Source organism: Streptomyces sp. NPDC059371 (assembly GCF_042751995.1).
Lineage (GTDB): Bacteria > Actinomycetota > Actinomycetes > Streptomycetales > Streptomycetaceae > Streptomyces.
This window is the reverse complement of sequence record NZ_JBHYXD010000003.1, coordinates 184,820-203,229: the sequence shown is the minus strand read 5'-3', so window position 1 is coordinate 203,229 and position 18,410 is coordinate 184,820. Positions and strand designations below refer to the sequence as shown.

The 18,410-nt window shown below is 71.4% G+C and carries 17 protein-coding genes and 2 pseudogenes; 11 read left to right on the top strand and 8 right to left on the bottom strand.

The window, feature by feature from the left end:
• Together ACFXGX_RS03400 and ACFXGX_RS03395 are read right to left on the bottom strand one after the other, a co-directional pair.
• Positions 1-767: pseudogene (locus ACFXGX_RS03400) on the bottom strand (hypothetical protein); the annotation flags it as partial.
• Entirely contained in the window at positions 757-1,434 is a 678-nt protein-coding gene (locus ACFXGX_RS03395) for a response regulator transcription factor (protein ID WP_328455708.1), read from the bottom strand. The pseudogene ACFXGX_RS03400 and the gene ACFXGX_RS03395, both read right to left, overlap by 11 nt.
• Positions 1,435-1,583: 149 nt before the next feature.
• On the opposite strand from ACFXGX_RS03395, the gene ACFXGX_RS03390 reads away from it, so the two are divergent.
• Positions 1,584-2,180 (top strand): hypothetical protein, encoded by a 597-nt coding sequence (locus ACFXGX_RS03390; protein WP_384784166.1) that lies wholly within the window; start codon positions 1,584-1,586, stop codon positions 2,178-2,180.
• A 183-nt stretch (positions 2,181-2,363) separates the two neighbouring features.
• Here ACFXGX_RS03390 and ACFXGX_RS03385 read toward each other — a convergent pair whose 3' ends face one another.
• Positions 2,364-3,686: a histidine kinase dimerization/phospho-acceptor domain-containing protein gene (locus ACFXGX_RS03385; RefSeq protein WP_384784164.1), complete on the bottom strand. Its 1,323-nt coding sequence runs from the start codon at positions 3,684-3,686 to the stop codon at positions 2,364-2,366.
• Positions 3,687-3,839: 153 nt separating this feature from the next.
• Here ACFXGX_RS03385 and ACFXGX_RS03380 point away from each other — a divergent pair, with 153 nt between their 5' ends.
• From ACFXGX_RS03380 to ACFXGX_RS03360, 5 genes are read left to right on the top strand one after another with little or no spacing between them, the layout of a single operon-like run.
• Positions 3,840-4,466, top strand: coding sequence for a hypothetical protein (locus tag ACFXGX_RS03380; protein WP_384784162.1), 627 nt, complete (start codon positions 3,840-3,842; stop codon positions 4,464-4,466).
• A 5-nt stretch (positions 4,467-4,471) separates the two neighbouring features.
• Entirely contained in the window at positions 4,472-5,230 is a 759-nt protein-coding gene (locus ACFXGX_RS03375; protein ID WP_384784161.1) for an ABC transporter ATP-binding protein, read from the top strand.
• On the top strand, positions 5,217-5,879 hold the full coding sequence (locus ACFXGX_RS03370; protein ID WP_384784159.1) for an ABC transporter ATP-binding protein: 663 nt from the start codon (positions 5,217-5,219) through the stop codon (positions 5,877-5,879). Before ACFXGX_RS03375 ends, ACFXGX_RS03370 begins: the two co-directional genes overlap by 14 nt.
• Positions 5,876-8,524 (top strand): FtsX-like permease family protein, encoded by a 2,649-nt coding sequence (locus ACFXGX_RS03365; protein WP_384784157.1) that lies wholly within the window; start codon positions 5,876-5,878, stop codon positions 8,522-8,524. Before ACFXGX_RS03370 ends, ACFXGX_RS03365 begins: the two co-directional genes overlap by 4 nt.
• A gap of 58 nt (positions 8,525-8,582) precedes the next feature.
• Entirely contained in the window at positions 8,583-9,311 is a 729-nt protein-coding gene (locus tag ACFXGX_RS03360) for a response regulator transcription factor (protein WP_384784155.1), read from the top strand.
• A gap of 142 nt (positions 9,312-9,453) precedes the next feature.
• On the opposite strand, the gene ACFXGX_RS03355 is transcribed toward ACFXGX_RS03360, so the two are convergent.
• Together ACFXGX_RS03355 and ACFXGX_RS03350 are read right to left on the bottom strand one after the other, a co-directional pair.
• The gene (locus ACFXGX_RS03355) at positions 9,454-10,569 is read right to left on the bottom strand and encodes a sodium-dependent transporter (RefSeq protein ID WP_384784153.1); all 1,116 of its coding nucleotides are present in this window, start codon (positions 10,567-10,569) and stop codon (positions 9,454-9,456) included.
• Between the two features lie 405 nt (positions 10,570-10,974).
• Positions 10,975-11,136, bottom strand: coding sequence for a hypothetical protein (locus ACFXGX_RS03350; protein ID WP_384784151.1), 162 nt, complete (start codon positions 11,134-11,136; stop codon positions 10,975-10,977).
• Between the two features lie 227 nt (positions 11,137-11,363).
• On the opposite strand from ACFXGX_RS03350, the gene ACFXGX_RS03345 reads away from it, so the two are divergent.
• Complete coding sequence (locus tag ACFXGX_RS03345) at positions 11,364-12,206, top strand: enoyl-CoA hydratase/isomerase family protein (RefSeq protein WP_384784149.1); 843 nt, start codon at positions 11,364-11,366, stop codon at positions 12,204-12,206.
• Positions 12,207-12,292: 86 nt separating this feature from the next.
• On the opposite strand, the gene ACFXGX_RS03340 is transcribed toward ACFXGX_RS03345, so the two are convergent.
• Entirely contained in the window at positions 12,293-13,117 is an 825-nt protein-coding gene (locus tag ACFXGX_RS03340) for an MBL fold metallo-hydrolase (RefSeq protein WP_384784148.1), read from the bottom strand.
• Between the two features lie 225 nt (positions 13,118-13,342).
• Between ACFXGX_RS03340 and ACFXGX_RS03335 the strand changes: the two genes are divergently transcribed.
• Positions 13,343-13,951 carry a DJ-1/PfpI family protein gene (locus ACFXGX_RS03335; protein ID WP_384784146.1) on the top strand — a complete coding sequence of 203 codons (609 nt, stop codon included), beginning with the start codon at positions 13,343-13,345 and terminating at the stop codon, positions 13,949-13,951.
• 166 nt (positions 13,952-14,117) lie between these two features.
• Here the strand turns inward: ACFXGX_RS03335 and ACFXGX_RS03330 are convergent, their stop codons facing one another.
• Positions 14,118-15,137, bottom strand: a complete 1,020-nt coding sequence (locus ACFXGX_RS03330; protein WP_384784144.1) for an aldo/keto reductase — start codon at positions 15,135-15,137, stop codon at positions 14,118-14,120.
• Positions 15,138-15,160: 23 nt separating this feature from the next.
• Positions 15,161-16,057 (bottom strand): helix-turn-helix transcriptional regulator, encoded by an 897-nt coding sequence (locus ACFXGX_RS03325; RefSeq protein WP_384784142.1) that lies wholly within the window; start codon positions 16,055-16,057, stop codon positions 15,161-15,163.
• Positions 16,058-16,336: 279 nt separating this feature from the next.
• Between ACFXGX_RS03325 and ACFXGX_RS03320 the strand changes: the two genes are divergently transcribed.
• The 3 genes and pseudogenes from ACFXGX_RS03320 to ACFXGX_RS03310 form a co-directional block, all read left to right on the top strand.
• Positions 16,337-16,681: a hypothetical protein gene (locus ACFXGX_RS03320; RefSeq protein WP_384784140.1), complete on the top strand. Its 345-nt coding sequence runs from the start codon at positions 16,337-16,339 to the stop codon at positions 16,679-16,681.
• On the top strand, positions 16,681-17,565 hold the full coding sequence (locus ACFXGX_RS03315) for an aldo/keto reductase (protein WP_384784138.1): 885 nt from the start codon (positions 16,681-16,683) through the stop codon (positions 17,563-17,565). Before ACFXGX_RS03320 ends, ACFXGX_RS03315 begins: the two co-directional genes overlap by 1 nt.
• Before the next feature lie 116 nt (positions 17,566-17,681).
• Positions 17,682-18,320 (top strand): annotated as a pseudogene (locus ACFXGX_RS03310) (alcohol dehydrogenase catalytic domain-containing protein); the annotation flags it as partial.
• Positions 18,321-18,410 lie beyond the last annotated feature (90 nt).

Genomic DNA, 18,410 nt, shown 5'->3' with positions numbered 1-18,410 from the left:
CGGCGCCCTCTCTCTGGGCGGGGGGGGGGGGGGGCCCCGGGGCTGCCCGGGGGGGGGCGGCGGGGGGGGGCCACCGGGGGGGGGTGCCCCCCCCCCGCCCCCCCCCCGCGGCGGGTCGTACGCCAGGTCAGGACACCGACGGTGGAGATCAGCAGGGCGCTGAGGGCGGCGAGGGCCGCGGTGGTGATGTCCTCGGCGGCGTCGGCGGTGCGCAGTGAGGCCCCGACGTGGATGGTGACCGGGCCGGTGGGGCTGGTGGTGGTGACCGTGGTGACGCGCTGGTGGTGTTCCTCGCCGAGGGCGTCGAGGTTGTACGTCCGGTGGCCGTTGCGGGTGCCGGTGGGCGTGAGGGCGGGGCGGCCGGTGAGGTTCTGGCTCTGCGCCACGATCTTTCCGTGAGCGTCGACGACCTGGATGAAATCGGTTCCGGGGCCGAGCGTCACCGGTCGGGGCAGGCGTCCGGCCGCGGCGAGGCGGGCGACGTCCCGTGCCTGCGCGCGGCCCCCGGTCTCCACGGTGCGTTCGAGGTTGCCCCGCAGCAGGAGCAGGACGACGGCCGACGTGGCGAGCAGCACGACGGCCACGCTCGCGCACGCGGCGAGGGTCGTGCGGGTACGGACCGAGCGCGGCGCCAGCCGACGGATCAGCGCGGCCGGACGGGGATGTCCGGTGAGGCGGCGCAGCGCGGTACGGACCCGGTGGCGCGCGCCGGGCACGATGCCGGGACGCTTCGGTTTCCGCGTGGTCGGATCCGGCTCAGCCACCATCGGCCGCCAATCGATATCCGGCGCCTCGGACGGTCTGCACCGCGGCCCGCCCGAACGGTGTGTCGATCTTGCGTCGAAGGGCGCTGACATGGACCTCGACGGTGTTGGGGTCGCTGTCGGCACCGCTGTCCCAGACCTCGTCCAGGATCTCCCGCTTGGAGACGGCCTCCCCGGCCCGCCGGGCGAGGTGGTCGAGGACGGCGAACTCGCGCGGTGTGAGCGGGACGGACACGCCCCCGCGGGTGCAGGTGCGGGCGGCGGAGTCGACCACCAGGTCGCCCAGCACGGTGCGTCTCGGGGCCCGGGTACCGATCCGGCGGGCCAGCGCCCGCAGGCGGGCGACGAGCACCACGAAGGAGAAGGGCTTGGACAGGTAGTCGTCGGCGCCGGTGTCCAGCGCCTCGGCCTCGTCCCACTCGCCGTCCTTGGCGGTGAGCATGAGGATGCCGACGTTGCTGCCGGTGGCCCGCAGCCGCTGGCACACCCGGTAGCCGTTGAGGCCGGGCAGCATGATGTCGAGCACGACCACGTCGTAGGCGCGCTCGGTGGCTTTGGTGAGTCCGGTGAGACCGTCGTGGGCGACGTCCACGCTGAAGCCCTCGGCCGTCAGGCCGTGCTGAAGCGCCAGGGCCAGCCGGCGCTCGTCTTCCACCACCAGTACACGCATGCCCCCAGGGTGGCAGGTCGCCGGGCGGGGAAGGCACGAAGCTGAAGGTGCCTTCAGGTCTTCAGGAAGTCTTCAGCAGCCTCCAGCGATGCTGTGCCCGGACGACCGGGCACAGGGCCCGGACCTTCCGGGAGATCGGGGTGGGCGCAGTGAGCGAATCCGTAGGTGCGCGGGAACCGCAGGAACCGCAGGAGCAGCCGGACGAGGACGGTCCGGGTACGACGGCGGCGAAGCCGACCGGCAGGCGCCGGCTGGGCGGCCGCGGGGCGCGCTGGGCCGTGGCCGGCACGGCGGCCGTGGTGGTGATCGGAGGCGGCGTCGCCGCGGCGGCGATCCACCACCACGAGGAGGACGGCCGCGGCGAGCACAAGATGGTGGCCGCCGACGCGCGCGAGTGGCGTGACGGTTTCCGGGCCGAGTCCGAAGGCCGTGAGGGCCAGGACGGCTTGAAGCAGCGCGACGGCCGGATCCGTCACACGGAGGGTGCCTCGCGCGGCGAGGACGACCGTGGGCTGTCGGCCGGCGAGGCTCCGGCCCCGCTGCCCTCGCTCTCCGCGGCGGACGCCGTGGACAAGGCCGCCTCCGCGGTCAAGGACGGCAAGGTCGAGTCGTTGGCGCCGGTCACGGAGCAGGGCGGCGGCCGGGCCTGGCGCATCGTGGTCGTCGGCCCCGATGGGGTACGGCACGTGGTGACCGTCGACGGCACCGGCGGCACGGTGACCGGCAACACCGTCCTGGGCGGCTGAACCGGACGACCCGAGCGGCGCGGCCCCGGCCGCGCCGCACAGGAACGCGGGACGCGTGGCGCCCGACGCGATCAGGTCGGTTCAGGCTGACGTGATACGCGTTCAACGTGTACTGCTGCGGAGGGGAGGGCGCCTCGCGGCGCCGCTGGTCACCGCGGCTGAGCTGCTCAGGGACGGGCTTGTCTAGTCCACCGTTCGCGGTGGTCGAACGTGGGCCGCGTCGATGGGCAGGAGGAGCATGAAGGTGGCCGGGCTGCTGTGCGTCACCGAGAGCCGCCCCCCGAGGGAGACCGCCAGGTCCCGGGCCAGTGCGAGACCGATGCCCGTGCCCGGGCCACCCCCGGAGTGCCCGCGGTCGAAGAGCCGTGCCGGATCCCCGTCGATACGGCCCTCGTCGGTCACATCGAAGGCCAGGGCGCTCCCCAGGTCACGCAACCCGATATGGACGGTGCCGTGCCCGTGCACCCGGGCGTTGTCGAGCAGAATGCCGAGCACCTCGGACACGGGCCCGCCCGGAACCCGGACATCCGCGGGCACATCATCGGCAGCGCTCACCAGGCGCCGGCCATCACGGGCGAAGAGCCCGTGCCACCGGGCGGCCGTCTCCTGAATCAACTGGTGCGCCGGCACGTATGTCGCGGCCGGATAGGCCCGGCCCCGCGAACGCGACAGGCGCAGAAGCCCTTCCACCGTGTGGTGCAGGCGCTGCGTCGTTGCCAGGGCCTCGGCAAGGACGGGCCGCAGTCTGGTTTCGTCGTCCTGGCCGAGCCCTTCCTCCAGGGCCAGTTGCAGTCCGGCCAGCGGGGTGCGTAGCTGATGGGACGCGTTGCTGGTGAAGTCCCGCTCGCGGCGCAGGAGTTCAGCGAGGCTGTTGAGCATCTCGTTGTGCGTGCGGGCGACCTGGTCGATCTCGGCGATGCTGCTGGGGGCGGACCGTTGGGACAGGTCGCCCTCGGCGACGGCCTCGCAGTGCCGAGAGAGGTCTTCCAGCGGGGCAGCCAGCGCGCGTGCCTGACGGCGGGCGACGAGCACCGCGATGAAGACCGCCAGCACCGCCACCCCCAGCAGCACCGCCCACGCCGCGAGAACTCGGCCTTGCACGGAGCCGACCGGTGAGGACGCCCGGACCACGCCGATCACCCGCTCCGCGTGAGAGACGGGCACGGTGACGACGATCTGCCCGCCCGACCCGCTCCGGACCAGTCCTCCGCCCAGAGCACGGTGCACCGCGGAATCACCTCGCGCCGGACCGCCGCCGGCCCGCAGTCGCGCCTTCGGGTCGTACAGGCCGAGGCTCCCGCCCGCTGGGGGACGGGGGAGTTCCACAGGGTCACCGGTGACGTAGTCCGGGCTGACGTGGACCGCACCGGCCAGAGCCGTCCGCTCCAGGGCGTCGCGCTGTGCCGTGTAGAGCGAGGACCGGATGACCAGGGCCAGGGGGACGGCGAGGAGGACCACGGCGAGCAGTGCGGCGGTCAGGGCTACTCGCACCACGCGCTGTCTCATGCCTTCATGATGCGGGCCCGCGACCTGGCCGGATGCGATGCGGCGCCGCTTTTGCCTTCGTCTAACCCTCGCCGGGCGGAACGCTAACCCGCCGCACCCTAGCGTCGCTGCCATGACCAACTGGCCCGGGAACCTCTTGGGAGGGCAGTGACCATGGGACGATACAAGCAGGCGTTCGCAGCGGTCGGACTGACGATCGCCGTGGCGGCGGTCGTCGGCTGTTCAACCTCCGGATCGCATGCGTCCGCGCCGTCCGGATCCTCGGCGGGCGGCGGGCAGGTCCAAGCGGCACCCACCGAATCCAATCCGCCCGGCGACATCCCCGACAACCAGGCCTATGTCGCCTACCGGCCGACCGCCGGCACCTTCACCGGTTTCACCGTCAAGGTCCCCGAAGGCTGGGCCCGCACCGCCCAGGGCGACACCACGGTGTTCACGGACAAGCTCAACACCATCACCATCACGACGGCACCGGCCCCGTCCGCCCCCACGACCGGCTCGGTCAGCGGCACAGTCGTTCCGAAGCTGCGCGCGCAAACTCCGAAGTTCGCCTCTCCGAAGGTCTCAGAGGTGACCCGGCACGCGGGCCGCGTCGTACTGCTGACCTATCAGGGCGACTCGGCCAAGGACCCGGTCACCGGCAAGGTGGCGCGCGACGCGTTCGAGCGCTACGCCTACTACCGCTCGGGTCACGAGGTGAACCTGACCCTGTCCGGCCCGGTGAACGCCGACAACGTCGACCCGTGGCGCATCGTCAGTGACTCCGTCGCGTGGCGGTGACGAACGTGACAACGCCCCCGCCCGACATCATCCGCGCCCGCCCCCTCGGCGAGGAGGTCCTGACGGCGCGTGAGCTGTACCGCTTCTACCGGGCCGGCGAGGAGGAGACGCTCGCACTGCGCGGGGTGTCCCTCACGGTGCGGCGCGGTGAGACGGTCGCGGTCGTAGGACCCTCGGGGGCGGGCAAGTCCACCTTGCTGGCCTGTCTGGCAGGGCTCGACGAACCCTCCGGAGGCGAAGTGCGCGTGGACGGGGTCCGCGTCAGCCACCGGCCCGAGGCGGAACGGGCCCGGCTGCGTGCCCGTCACATCGGCGTCCTGCTGCAGACCCGCAACCTGCTGCCGCACCTCAGCGTGCGCGACAACATCCGGCTGCCTCAGCGGGCCATGGGCCGCAGGCCGGTCGTCCCCGCCGATGATCTTCTCGCACAGGCGGGGATCACCGATCGTGCCCACGCCCTGCCGCGCCAACTGTCCGGCGGACAACTCGCGCGAGCCGGGCTGGCGGTCGCCCTGGCGAACTCGCCCGCCGCCCTTCTGGCGGACGAACCCACCGGTGAACTCGACGGTGAGACCGAGCAACTCGTCCTCACGATGCTGAGACAGCGAGCGGCCGAGGGCTGCGCCGTCCTGATCGTGACACACAGCGCGGAGGCCGTCAGGATCGCCGACCGGGTCATCACGCTGGACGACGGAAAGGCCGGCGACGGGCCGACCTTCACACCCCGTGGCGTCCCGGAGGAGTCTCCCGATGACACCCGATGACACGCTAGTGACCTGTGCGGACGTGGCCCTCACCTTCGGCCGGGACACGCAGGCGGTGGTGGCCGTGCACGGAGCGAGCCTGACGATCCGGCTCGGGCAGCGGCTCGCGGTCGTCGGAGCGTCCGGCTCGGGCAAGAGCTCCCTGCTGCACCTGATCGCGGGACTCGAACGACCCACCGGCGGAACTGTCACCCGAGCCGCGGCCCTGGAACCGAGCGGCATCGGGCTGGTCTTCCAGAACGACAGCCTCATCCCCGCCCTGAACGTCACCGAGAACGTCGCCCTCCCGCTGATCCTCGCCGACCGTCCGGAGAGCGAGGCGCGGCGGACCGCTCTCGCGGCACTCGCCCAAGTCGGCGTCCAGGGCCTGGCCGACCGGCTGCCGGAGGAGATCTCCGGAGGCCAGGCCCAACGGGTGGCCGTCGCCCGGGTGCTGGCCCAGGCCCCGCGCCTGATCCTCGCCGACGAGCCCACGGGGCGCCTCGACCACGCCAGCGGCACCCGCGTCCTGGACGCCCTGCTGGCCGCCGCGGAGCAGACGCGGGCCGCCCTCGTCGTCACGACCCACGACCCGTCCGTAGCCGCCCGCCTCGAACAGCGCCGCACCATGCGCTGCGGACGGCTGCTCGCACCCGAGGAGACACCGTGATCACCACATGGGTGAAGGGCCTGGCCCGCCACCGCACCGGACGCCTGCTGGCCGCCCTGGCCGGCGTCGCGCTCGCCGTCTCCCTGATCGCCGCACTCGGCTCCTTCCTCACCGCGTCGAAGGCGACCATGACCGAGCGCGCGCTGCGCTCGGTCGCGGTCGACTGGCAGGTCCAGGTCCAGCCCGGCGCCGACCCGAACACGGTCCTGTCCCTGGCCCGTACCACGCCCGGCACCCGGGCCGCGCTCCCTGTGGGCTACGCGCACACCACCGGATTCAGCGCCCACGCGCGGGGCAGCACCCAGACCACGGGGCCCGGCGTCGCGCTCGGCCTGCCCGCCGGCTACCGGAATCACTTCCCCGACGAGATCCGCACCCTCGCCGGCTCCCCGGACGGCGTCCTGCTCGCCCAGCAGACCGCATCCAACCTCCACGCGGCCCCCGGAGACTCCATCGACGTCACCCTCCCCGGCGTCGGCCGACGCCAGGTCATCGTGAGCGGGGTGGTCGACCTGCCCCAGGCGGACTCCCTGTTCCAGACCGTCGGCGCGCCGAGCCAGTCCCAGCCCACCGCACCGCCGGACAACATCGTGCTCCTGCCCGCCGCTCAATTCGCCGCACTCACCCACGGCAGCACCAGCGTCACAACCCAGATCCACGTCGCCCGCGACCACACCCGGCTGCCCACGGACCCTGCTGCCGCCTTCACCACGGTCACCGGCGCCGCACACCATCTGGAGGCCCGCTCCGCCGGCACCGCGCTCGTCGGCGACAACGTCGGCGCCGCCCTGGACTCCGCCCGGCAGGACGCCCTGTACGCGCAGGTCCTCTTCCTCTTTCTCGGTGTCCCCGGCGCCGTCCTCGCCGCCGCGCTGACCGCCGCGGTCGCCTCGGCCGGTGGCGAGCGCCGCCGCCAGGAGCAGGGACTGCTGCGCCTGCGCGGGCTGCGCCCCGGGCAGATCACCGGGCTCGCGGCCCTCGAAGCCGCCTTGATCGGCCTGCTCGGCGGCCTCCTCGGGCTGGGTGCGGCCGCCCTGACCGGGCAGCTCGCCTTCGGCACCGCGTCCTTCGGCGCCCGTGCGACCACCTGGTCGGCCTGGTACGGCCTCGCCTTCGTCCTCGGGGCCGCGGTGGCTTCCGGGGCTGTCCTCATACCGGCCCTGCGTGACCTGCGCACGGTGACCGTCGCCGACACCCGCAAGGCGAGCACCCGTCGCACCCGCAGTCCCTGGTGGATGCGCTACGGCCTGGACATCGTCCTGCTGCTCGGATCGTGGCTGGTCTTCCGTGCCTCCTCGGGCAACCAGTACGCCCTGGTCCTCGCACCCGAGGGAGTGCCCACCATCTCCGTGTCGTACTGGGCCTTCCTCGGCCCCGTTCTGCTGTGGATCGGTGCCAGTCTGCTCGTGTGGCGCCTCACGTTGCTGACCCTCACCCACGGCCGCCCCGCCCTGACACGACTGGCTCGCCCGCTCACCGGGAACCTGGCCGGCACCACCGCGGCCACCTTCTCGCGCCGAAGCCGCACGCTCGCACGATCCGTGGTCCTGCTCGCCCTCGCCGTCTCGTTCGCCGTGTCCACCGCGGTCTTCAACGCCACCTACCAGCAACAGGCCGAAGTGGACGCCCGGTTGACCAACGGCGCCGACGTCACCGTCACCGAACCTCCGGGCGCCCACGTTCCACCGAGTGCGGCAGCCACCGTCAAGGTCAGCGGCACACGGCATGTCGAGCCGCTTCAGCACCGGTTCGCCTACGTCGGCTCCGACCTCCAAGACCTGTACGGCGTCCGCCCGGACACCATCACCCGAGCCACCTCGCTGCAGGACGCGTACTTCGCCGGCGGCACCGCCGACCAGTTGATGCGCCGCCTTGCCCAGCGCCCGGACAATCTGCTGGTCAGCGAGGAGACCGTGCACGACTTCCAGCTCAAGCCCGGCGACACGGTCAACCTCCGCATCCAGGACGCCCGTACGAACGTCCTGCGCACAATCCCCTTCCACTACGCCGGAGTCGTCAAAGAGTTCCCGACCGCGCCCAAGGACAGCTTCTTCGTCGCCAACGCCGCCTACATCGCCAGGACCACCGGAAGCGACGCGGTGGGCGCCTTCCTGATCGACACGGGTGGCACCCAGCAGAAGCAGGTCGCCACGCACCTGCGCGGGCAGTTGGGAAGCAGCGCCACCGTCACCGACCTGACGCAGACCCGCGGCACGATCGGCACCAGCCTGACCGCTGTCGACCTGGCCGGCCTGACCCGCATCGAACTCGCCTCCGCCGTACTGCTGGCCGCCGGGGCCGGCGGGCTCGTCCTCGCCCTCGGCCTCGCCGAGCGCCGCCGTACCTTCGCCATCGCCACGGTCCTCGGCGCCACGAAGCGACAACTGCGCGGCATGGTCCTCAGCGAAGCGCTGCTCCTGGCCGCAACCGGCCTGGCGACGGGCGCCCTCATCGGCTGGGCGCTTTCACAGATGCTCGTCAAGGTCCTCACCGGTGTCTTCGACCCCCCGCCCGCCGGCCTGGCGGTCCCCGGCGCCTACCTCGCCCTCACCGGGCTTGCCGCCCTGACCGCCGTACTGACCGCAGCCCTCAACGGCATCCGCAGCACCCGGCGACCCGCCGTGGAGGAACTGCGCGACATATGAACCGCGTCCGAGGGCCGGAACGATCGCCGAACCCACGAGGAGGCCTACGCTGTCCACCATGGGCACGTCCACGGCACCGGGTCGAAGCCGCTTGCGCGTACTCGTCGTCGAGGACGACGAAACCATCGGCCACCACCTGGAGACCGGCCTGCGCGGCAACGGCTATGCCGCCGCCTGGATCCGTACCGGCGTCGCGGCCCTCACCGAAGCCGGTTCCGCCGCCTACGACGCCGTCCTCCTGGACCTGGGACTGCCTGACATCGACGGACTGGACGTCGCACGAGACCTGCGTGCGCGCTTCCCGGATCTGCTGATCGTCATCCTCACCGCACGCACCGACGACATCGACATCATCGCCGGCCTCGAGGCCGGCGCCGACGACTACCTCGTCAAGCCCTTCTCCTTGACCGTGCTCCTCGCCCGCCTGCGCGCCCATGTGCGCCGACGAGCTGTCACGGCCACGGAACAGCCACCGGTGCAGCTGGACGACCTCGTCATCGACACCACAGCCCGCAGGTGCACTCTCCACGGCGAGGAGATCACCCTGCGACCCAAGGAGTTCGAACTGCTCGTCACACTCGCCCGGCACCCCGGGGCAGCCGTTGCGCGCGAAACCCTCATGGCCGAGGTGTGGGACGAGAACTGGTTCGGCCCCACCAAGACCCTGGACGTCACCATGGCAAGCCTGCGCCGCCGGCTCGCGCAGGCAGCGGACGCGTCCAGCCGCCCCTGTCGCCTGCCCCGCATCGTCACCCTGCGGGGACATGGCTACAGATTGGAAGGCTGACGCCCGGCGTACCCGGGTGCGCATCGGGAGGAAAGGATCGCACGGCGAACTCACGGTTCGCCTGCCGGGGCCGCACGATTCTCGGAAACGCCCTCAGGCGGCGTGTTCCTTTTCGGTCGGCCCGGCTCTGCCGCTAGTCGGTCTACGTCACTGTGGACGATGAGGATGTGGAGGCAGCCCCAGGGCTTGGAATCGGGGTGTCGGCACGGGAAGCCTGTCGGCGTACGACTCGGTTCGCCGCCGCCTTCTGGAGGAGCCCGTAGGCGAGGACGGGCAGAAGCAGGTGGGGCTTGTCGGGCAGGGCGGTGGTGATGAGCACGGCGCCGGCGCTGCTGTTGTTCATGCCGCAGGCGAGGGTGAGCGAGGAGGCTGACGGGGTTTCCAGTCTCAAGAGGCGTCCTGCGAAGTGGCCGAGTGCGAATGACAGAAGACAGACCGCCGTCGCCGCGGCCAGGGCGGCGGCGAGCAACAGCGGACGCGGATGGGTCAGAAAGGAACCGAGGGCACCGCTGGCGTTGCCGTAGGTCAGGACGAGAGAGCCGGTCAAAGCCGCCGGCAGCACGATGCCGAGGACCTGGTTCAACCAGGATGTCGGCAGCGCGAACCGGCACATGAGGCCGACGGCACAAGGCAGGACCACGCTGACCAGGGCGAAGCCGCCGTTGGTGCTGTGCCCGGACATGGCGAGGGCGGCCGCATTGCCGTTGCCCACGAGTGGCAGCAGGGCGCCGATGACGAAGGGGATGGTGATCGGACTGAGCAGGGTGGAGATGAGGACGAGCCCCACCATCGTCGGCTGGTCGCCGTCGCCTGCACGCGTCCAGACCGTGGCCCCGGCGGCGACGGGCATCGCCACGATGAGGATCAACGCAGTGATCAGGCCGCTGCCGCCGTCGCTGTCAGGCGTTTGGTGCAGCAGGAACGCGACGACGGGGATGACCAGGAGCGGGATCGCCAAGTGCAGGACGAGCCCGGCGAGGATCGCTCTGGGACTGCGCAGCATGCTGCCCAGCGTGCGCACAGGGACCTGGAGTCCTGCCGAGAAGAGCACCAGGGCGAGCAGGATCGAGGCAGGGCGCAGTGGTACCTGCGCCATGTGCCCGAACGGCAGGCTGTGAGCGCGCCGCAGCCACAGCCCCGGACCCGGGAGGAGCGCAGCCGTGGCGTAGGACAGCACCACCGCCCGGCCCAGCCGGTGTCCGAGCCAGGCGCCGGCACGGTCGGTTGGTGGGTGGGCGGGGGGTCGCGCCGTGCTCAAGGCGGTCTTCTTCCGTCGTGGAGGCAGAGGAGGGACGGAGGACCGCTATGCGTCGGTGGACAGTGCCGGGGTTCATCGGGCCCATGCTGCTCCGAAGTGACTCGCGGTGTCCGTTGTGCCGCGCGGTGGTCAGGATGCGTTCAGGTTCTGCGCGGCACGGTCGGGCACCATGACCTGTGAAGGGTCTGAGACGGCGGCGGTCGGGCGGACAGCTCCGAGGTCCGATCGGCGGCTGGGCGGGAACAAAGCCCCGAAGTCACCGTCTACTTCTGGACCATCAAGTTCGTGGTCCGGTACCGGCGCGAGCGGACTCTGTCGATCCACAGCATCGATACGAGCAGCCGCGGACGTCACCGAGCAGGAGCACAGCAGTTGCCGCGAGGCCCGACCGCCCCTGACGGGTACTCAGAATGCGTTCATGCCGGGCCTGCCGCGATCGAACACATCGGCCGCAGGCAGCGGTTGTGGCGCGGGGCGCTCGTCCGGATGGGGACGGGAGCCCCGCCGCGCGACGAACTCGCACCAAGCCTTCTCCGGCGGATCGCGGCAGAGGCCGACGACGTCCACCGCACCCACCTGAGCGCGCTCTTGGGTACGCCGACACCGGCACCTGGTGACAGTCCCGCCGGGACCGTCGGCACCGGCACCGGCACCTGGTGACAGTCCCGCCGGGACCTCGGCCGCGATTCCCTCGGTGACCTCGGCCCAGGTGTCCCCACGTGCCCGCGGTGGGGAGAGGCGCATGCTGGGACAGAGGCTCGGTCCCACCATCCACCTCACCTCCGGGAGCCATCATGAGCGTCGGCCATCCGTCGATCCGGACCCGGCTGGAGGACGGCGTCCTGTTCGCCACCCTCGACGCCGGCACCCTGAACCTCCTCGGTGTCGACCTGGTCCGTGACCTGGTCTCCCTGGTCGACAGGCTGTACACCGACCCGGGTGACGTGCGCGTCGTCGTCATCGACAGCGCTTCGCCGGACTACTTCTCCGCGCACGTGGACCTCACGGCGGTACCGCAGTACACGGCGGAGGCCGCGAAGGCGGGCGGCCCTGGTGATGCCTCGCTCGGCATGTTCCTGTACAAGCTGGCGAGGGTTCCGGTGATCACCATCGCCAAGGTCCGCGGGCGCGCCCGCGGCGGCGGCAACGAACTCGCCCTGGCGTGCGACATGATCTTCGCCTCGCGCGAGAAGGCGGTCTTCGGGCAGTTCGAGTCCGGCACCGGTGCCCTGCCCGGCGCGGGTGGCGTTCAGCACCTGACCCGGCGGCTCGGCCGGACCCGCGCCATCGAGGCCATCGTCGGCGCCGACGACTTCGACGCCGACACCGCCGAGCGCTACGGCTGGATCAACCGCGCGCTGCCCGACACCGAGCTGGACGGCTTCGTCGAGCGCCTGGCGAAACGCGTCGCCGGCTTCCCGCCCGAAGGCGTGCGGGCGGCCAAGCGTGCCGTCAACGACCTCACGCTGGCGTCCCCCGCCCACATCCGCTCCGACGCCGCGACCTTCCAGAGCCTGATCGCCCGGCCCGAAAGCCGTGAGCGCCTGGACCACCTCGCAGAGCGGGGCCTCCAGACGCAGGGTGACCTCGAACGCGACCTCGGCAAGGCCGTAGGGGACTTCCCCGCTGAGCATTGAGCATTGAGTGTTGAGCGCTGCGCGTGACCGTTGCCCCGTTGCCCCGTTGCCCCGTTGCCCCGCTGCCCCGTTGACCCGCAGGCCTGCTAGAAGCCGAACATCAGCCACGCCTGATGACAGACCCAGTCGGGATACAGCTCGGTCATGGCGTCGTAAAGCTCCTGGTCGCTGCCGGTCTCCTGCTGGAGGCGGCCGAAGTCGGTGAGGTACTGCCTGGTCGCCGCGATGGTGTCGGGAGTGTCGGGGGCGCCCGGCTTCTTGTGGCCGGCGACCGCGATCTTCGGGTTCAGGGCGGCGAGGCGGTCCAGTGCGGCGATCCAGTTCTCGCGGCTCTCCGGTGTGGTGGCTGCGACGTACATGTGGCACTGGTTGTAGAGGACGTCTCCGCCGATGACGAGGTCCAGGACGGGCACGTGCAGGGAGGTGGAGTCGACGGCGTCGGTCTGGCCCTGCTCGATGATCCGCAGCTCGTGGCCCTCCAGCGAGAAGGTCTCCTCGTTCCAGGCTTCCGGCACGGTGATGGCGGCCGCAAGCCGGCCGGGCAACAGTTTGCGGTAGAACGGCAGCCCCCCGACCTGCTCGCGCGCGTACTCGACCGTCTTCGGAGTGGCGATGGCGCGGGCCTCGGGGAAGTGGCGCAGCAGCACGCTGAGGCCGGCGAAATGATCCAGGTGACCGTGGGTGACGTAGATCGTGGTCAGGTTGCGGTGGTGCAGTCGTACCCAGGCCGCCAGTGCCTCGGCCTCGGCGGCGGTGGTGAGGGTGTCGACCAGGACGGCGTCGTGCTCGCCGAAGACCAGGGTCGAGGTCATCGGATCCCAGGCCGGCGGCGGTCCGAAGGGCCGGGACCGCTCGGCCACCAGCTCCTTCTCCGGCGCCGTGAACACGTTTACGCTCAATGGGGATGCCATGCCACTGGTTCCTCTCCGTGACGAGGGCCCACGCGGCCTCGCCGTCGTTCCGCCGGCCTGCGCCGCGCACGGCCCGTCTCCACTTTCCAGGGCACGGCCGCCCCCGACAACCGCAGCACCGGCGGATGGGCCACCGATCGCCCATTGGCCCGCGACCCGGACACAGGGCGCCTGAGAAGCTGCGCTTCCAGTGCCGTCACAGCGCCGTGCCTTTGAGGAGATGCCATGCAGGTAGCCGTGGTCACCTTTGACGGATTCAACGAGCTCGACAGCTTCATCGCCTCCGCACTGATCAACCGGTGCCGAAAGGACGGCCTGGAAGCCTTCATCACGACACCGACGCCGGTGGTCACGTCGATGAACGGCGTCGAGGTGACCGGGCAGCGCCCGATGGAGTTCGTGACCGAAGCCGACGTCGTGCTGATCGGCAGCGGAGTGAAGGCACGAGACGTGGTCGCCGACGACCAGTTGCTCGCCAGACTGCCGCTCGCCCCCGAGCGACAGCTGATCGGCGCGCAGTGCTCCGGTGCGCTGGTGCTCGCCCGGCTGGGGCTGCTGAACGGCATGCCCGCCTGCACCGACATGAAGACCCGGCCCTTCGTCGAAGCCGGCGGCATCACCGTGCTGGACACGCCGTTCCACGCCGAGGGGAACATCGCCACCGCGGGCGGTTGCCTGGCGTCCCAGTATCTGGCCACGTGGGTGATCACCCGCACGCTCGGGGAGGACGCCGCGCGCGACGTCATGGGCTACGTGGCACCGGTCGGTGAGAACCAGGAGACCGTCGAGCGCGCCCTGCGTGCCGTCCGCACCGGTGAGGTCGCACTGCACTGACGTGACGCCCGGCGAATCCCCGTACGTACAAGGACAACAGTCCGCGGCGCAGATCTCTGGCCGGCCTTCAAGTGGTCGAGGGCGCCTTCACCACGGAGCGCGACCAGGCGGACCGTCCCGCCCTACGGCTTCCTGGCAGCCCGCCCGACCGCGAACCGACCCGACGTCAGCGGCGCCGCTGGTCGGCGCGCAGTTCGACGTCGCCGTAGCTGTTGTCGGCGGGGTTGACGGTGACGCCGGGCGCGACGATCTCGTCGATGCGGTCGAGGACGTCGGCCGCGAGCGTGACGTCGGCGGCGGGCAGGAACGCCTCCAACTGGTCCATGGTGCGCGGCCCGATGATCGCCGAGGTGACGCCGGGATGGTTGATCACGAAGGCGACGGCCAACTCGATCAGTGACAGGCCCGCCTTCTCGGCGAGGAGCGCGAGCTGTTCGACGGCGTCGAGCTTGCGCTGGTTGGCCGGGCTGCTCATGTCGAAGCGGGCTTCCGGGCGGGCCGCGGAGGCCGGGCCGGAGGAGGAGCCGTTGCGGTAGCGGCCCGAGAGCCAGCCGCCGGCGAGCGGGCTGTAGGTCAGGGTGCCCATGCCGTGGCGCCGCACGGTGGGCAGCACGTCTTCCTCGATGCCGCGGACCAGGATCGAGTACGGCGGCTGCTCTGTCACGAACCGCTCCAGGTGGCGCTCGCGCGAGACCGACTGGGCCTCGACGATCTGGGAGCCGGAGTAGGACGAGGAGCCGATGTACCGGATCTTGCCCTGGTGCACGAGGTCGGAGAGGGCGCCGAGGGTTTCGGCGACATCGGTGTCCGGGCTGGGGCGGTGGACCTGGTAGAGGTCGATGTAGTCGGTGCCCAGACGCCTGAGGGAGTTCTCGACCTCGCGGATGATCCAGCGCCGCGAGCCTCCCCGGGCGTTGGGGTCGTCCTGGCTCATCGGCATGAAGAACTTGGTCGCCAGGACCACGTCCTCGCGCCGGTCCTTGAGCGCCTTGCCGACGATCTCCTCCGAGACCCCGCCGGAGTACACGTCCGCGGTGTCGACGAAGTTGATGCCGGCGTCGAGAGCGCGGTGGATGATCCGTACCGAGTCGGCTTCGTCCTCGTTGCCCCAGGGGCCGAACATCATCGCGCCCAGGCAGAGCGGGCTGACCTGGACACCGGTGCGTCCGAGCGGTCGGTAGTGCATGAAGGTGTTCTCCTCGGTGGGTATCAGTCGTTGCGTGAGGGGACGACTGTGCCGGTGCCGGCCCAGCTGGCGAGCAGGCCCAGGGCCTGCCGCTCGGGCGAGTCCGGCTCGGGGGTGTAGAAATTGAGGCGCAGGCCGGGATCGGCGGGCAGCTCCATCGCCTCGTAGGGCAGCGCGAGCTCGCCGACCAGGGGATGGCGCAGGCGCTTGAGGCCGGAGCGGTGGAACTTCACGTCGTGGCGGGCCCAGCGGCGCGCGAACTCCTCGCTCTTGGTCGTGAGCTCGCCGATCAGGTCGGTCAGCGCCTTGTCGTGGAGTGCGCGGCCCGCCTCCGTGCGCAGGAAGGCGACCGAGTCGTCGGCCCCCTTGTCCCAGTCGACCCAGAAGTTCTGCGCGGCGGGGTCCAGGAACAGGAAACGGGCGGTGTTGACCGGCCCGCGCTGGGCGAACAGCGGCGAGTCGAAGACCGGCGCGTACAGGGCTCGCCCCAGCGCGTTGGCGGCCATGACGTCGAAGCGGCGGTTGCGTACGTAGGCGGGCACGTCCGTCATCGAGTCGAGAAGCCGCACGATCGTCGGCCGGACCTGGGTCATGGCCGCGGTGGGCCGCCGTCCCGAGACGCCGGCGGCACGAGCCAGGTCGTAGAGGTGGGTGCGCTCGGCCTCGTCGAGCTGCAGCGCGTGGGCCAGGGCCTCCAGTACCGCGTCGGAGGCTCCGCCGAGGTTGCCGCGTTCGAGGCGGACGTAGTAGTCGACGCTCATGCCCGCGAGCAGCGCGACTTCCTCGCGGCGCAGCCCCGGGACGCGACGCTGTCCGCCGTAGACCGGCAGCCCGGCCCGCTGCGGGGTGATCCGCGCCCGCCGGGTACTCAGGAACTCGCGGACCTCCGCGGCCAGGTTCTTCTTCTCAGAGGCATCCATGGTCACAGCCCCGCCGGTGCTGCGAGCCCGCTGCTGGGACAGAGCCCGCGCGGCACGCCTGCGGCCGGGACGGAATGGGTGTGCGGGGCACGGGCTGCTCCTTCGGATCGGTGCGCCACGAGAGGGACGGGGGTTCCTTCACCGTAGGTCGGCTTCCGGACGGCTGCGAGGTACTGCCAGTACCCGGAAGAGCAGTGACTCCCACCTGCGCGCGAGAAGGGCGTTGCATGGAGAAGGCCGAAAGGGCCACCCGGTCCGCAATCGATCCGAAGGAACACCGTGCGCGCGCCACCCCTGTACGAAACCTACGGCCTGGTCTTCGGCGGACTGCTCCTTCTGGGAGCGCGAGCCGGTGAACTGACCTCCAGCGGTGTCGACGGTGTCGCCCCCGCAGGCGCGGGAGCGGGCCCGGTCGACGCCGTCCGCCAGATCGGCAGCGCGCCGAGCCTGAGCATCCTCACCGCCGTGGCCGCCATCGTTTCCACCGGCCACACGCCCACCGGCATCGGCGACCGCACGCGCCGCGCCCTGACCGGCGCCGCCGTGCTGCTCGTCCCGGCCGTCCTGACGGTCGTCACCCTCATCGTGCCCGCACGGGCCACCCGCAAAGAAAGGCTCCTGTGATGCAGACCCTCACCCTCAACAACGGTGTCAAGATGCCCGCCCTCGGACTGGGTGTCTTCCAGACCCCGGCCCCCGAGACCCGGGCCGCGGTCACCGCCGCCCTCGAACTGGGCTACCGGCACATCGACACCGCCGCCGCCTACGGCAACGAGCGCGAGGTCGGCCAGGCCGTCCGCGACTCCGGGGTGCCTCGCGACGATCTCTTCATCGAGACGAAGATCTGGATCAGCGACTACGGCTACGACCAGACCCTGCACGCCTTCGACAAGAGCGCCACCAAGCTGGGCGTCGACCAGATCGACCTGCTGATCCTGCACCAGGCGCTGCCGTCGGACTTCGCCCGGACCCTCGCCGCCTACCAGGCTCTGGAAAAGCTCCTGGCCGAAGGAAAAGTCCGGGCCATCGGCGTCAGCAACTTCATGGCCGACCACCTGACAGCGCTGCTGGAGGCGACGTCCGTGGTCCCGGCGGTCAACCAGCTGGAGATCCATCCCTACTTCCAGCAGCGCGCCGTCCTCGACTTCGACGACCGGCACCACATCCTCAACCAGGCATGGTCGCCGATCGGGGGCATCACCTTCTACCCCGGCTACGGCGAGCACCGCACCAGCGTCCTCAAGGACCCGGCCGTCACCGCCGTCGCCAAGGCCCACGGCAGGAGTCCGGCCCAGGTGCTGCTGCGCTGGGGACTGCAGCAGGGCCGCTCCGTCATCCCCAAGTCCACCAAGCGCGAGCGGATCGCCGAGAACCTCGACGTCTTCGACTTCGACCTCTCCGCCGATGAACTGGCCGCCCTCGACGCACTGGAGACCGGCCGGCGCGGCGGCCCCGAGCCCGACGCGGTCACCCTCGCCGACTTCGGCCGCGCCATCCCCGAAGCCTGAGACCACCGCGGCGAGACCAACCGTCAGGACACAGGCCGGCCGCCGCGAAGAACGAACGACACCGTCCGCTGCCGCTGAGAACGAACCCCGCCCACACCCCCTGAGGAGCTGCGCCGATGCGAGCCACCCTGCTGTACGGGGCCGACGACGTCCGTGTCGAGGACGTCGCCGACCCGAAGATCCAGAACCCCACCGACGCGGTCGTGCGGATCGTCCTGTCGTGCGTCTGCGGCAGCGACCTGTGGCCCTACAAGTCGCTGCCGTCCACCGACAACCCCCGCCACATGGGCCACGAGTTCCTCGGCGTCGTCGAGGAGACCGGCTCCGCCGTCACCGGCCTGAAGCCCGGCGACGTGGTGGTGGCCCCGTTCGTCTACAGCGACAACACCTGCGCCTACTGCCGTGAGGGCCTGCACACCTCCTGCGTGCACGGCGGCCAGTGGGGCGTGCGCGGGGTCGACGGCGGGCAGGGCCAGGCCGCCCGCGTCCCGCAGGCCGACGGCACACTGGTGAAACTGCCGGTCGGCGAGGACTCCGAGCTGCTGCCGGACCTGCTGACCCTGTCCGACATCCTGTGCACCGGCTACCACGCCGCCCGCACCGCCGGCGTCACCCGCGGCGACAGCGTCACCGTGGTCGGCGACGGCGCCGTGGGCCTGGCCGCCGTCATCAGCGCGAAGCTGCTCGGCGCCGAACGCATCGTCCTCATGGGCCGCCACCGCGTACGCACCGACCTGGGCCGTGGGGGGGGGGGGCGCCCGGGGGTGCGCCGACCACGGGACGGGGGGGGGGGCGGCCGGGGGCGGGAGCGGGCGGGGGGGGGGGCGCCCGCCAGGGGACCGTAG

What these genes read in the sequence shown, in the direction of transcription:
- ACFXGX_RS03395 (WP_328455708.1), bottom strand. Translation starts at nt 1,434, where the DNA reads ATGCGTGTACTGGTGGTGGAAGACGAGCGCCGGCTGGCCCTGGCGCTT.
- ACFXGX_RS03385 (WP_384784164.1), bottom strand. Translation starts at nt 3,686, where the DNA reads ATGAGACAGCGCGTGGTGCGAGTAGCCCTGACCGCCGCACTGCTCGCC.
- ACFXGX_RS03380 (WP_384784162.1), top strand. Translation starts at nt 3,840, where the DNA reads ATGGGACGATACAAGCAGGCGTTCGCAGCGGTCGGACTGACGATCGCC.
- ACFXGX_RS03370 (WP_384784159.1), top strand. Translation starts at nt 5,217, where the DNA reads ATGACACCCGATGACACGCTAGTGACCTGTGCGGACGTGGCCCTCACC.
- ACFXGX_RS03360 (WP_384784155.1), top strand. Translation starts at nt 8,583, where the DNA reads ATGGGCACGTCCACGGCACCGGGTCGAAGCCGCTTGCGCGTACTCGTC.
- ACFXGX_RS03345 (WP_384784149.1), top strand. Translation starts at nt 11,364, where the DNA reads ATGAGCGTCGGCCATCCGTCGATCCGGACCCGGCTGGAGGACGGCGTC.
- ACFXGX_RS03340 (WP_384784148.1), bottom strand. Translation starts at nt 13,117, where the DNA reads ATGGCATCCCCATTGAGCGTAAACGTGTTCACGGCGCCGGAGAAGGAG.
- ACFXGX_RS03335 (WP_384784146.1), top strand. Translation starts at nt 13,343, where the DNA reads ATGCAGGTAGCCGTGGTCACCTTTGACGGATTCAACGAGCTCGACAGC.
- ACFXGX_RS03330 (WP_384784144.1), bottom strand. Translation starts at nt 15,137, where the DNA reads ATGCACTACCGACCGCTCGGACGCACCGGTGTCCAGGTCAGCCCGCTC.
- ACFXGX_RS03325 (WP_384784142.1), bottom strand. Translation starts at nt 16,057, where the DNA reads ATGGATGCCTCTGAGAAGAAGAACCTGGCCGCGGAGGTCCGCGAGTTC.
- ACFXGX_RS03315 (WP_384784138.1), top strand. Translation starts at nt 16,681, where the DNA reads ATGCAGACCCTCACCCTCAACAACGGTGTCAAGATGCCCGCCCTCGGA.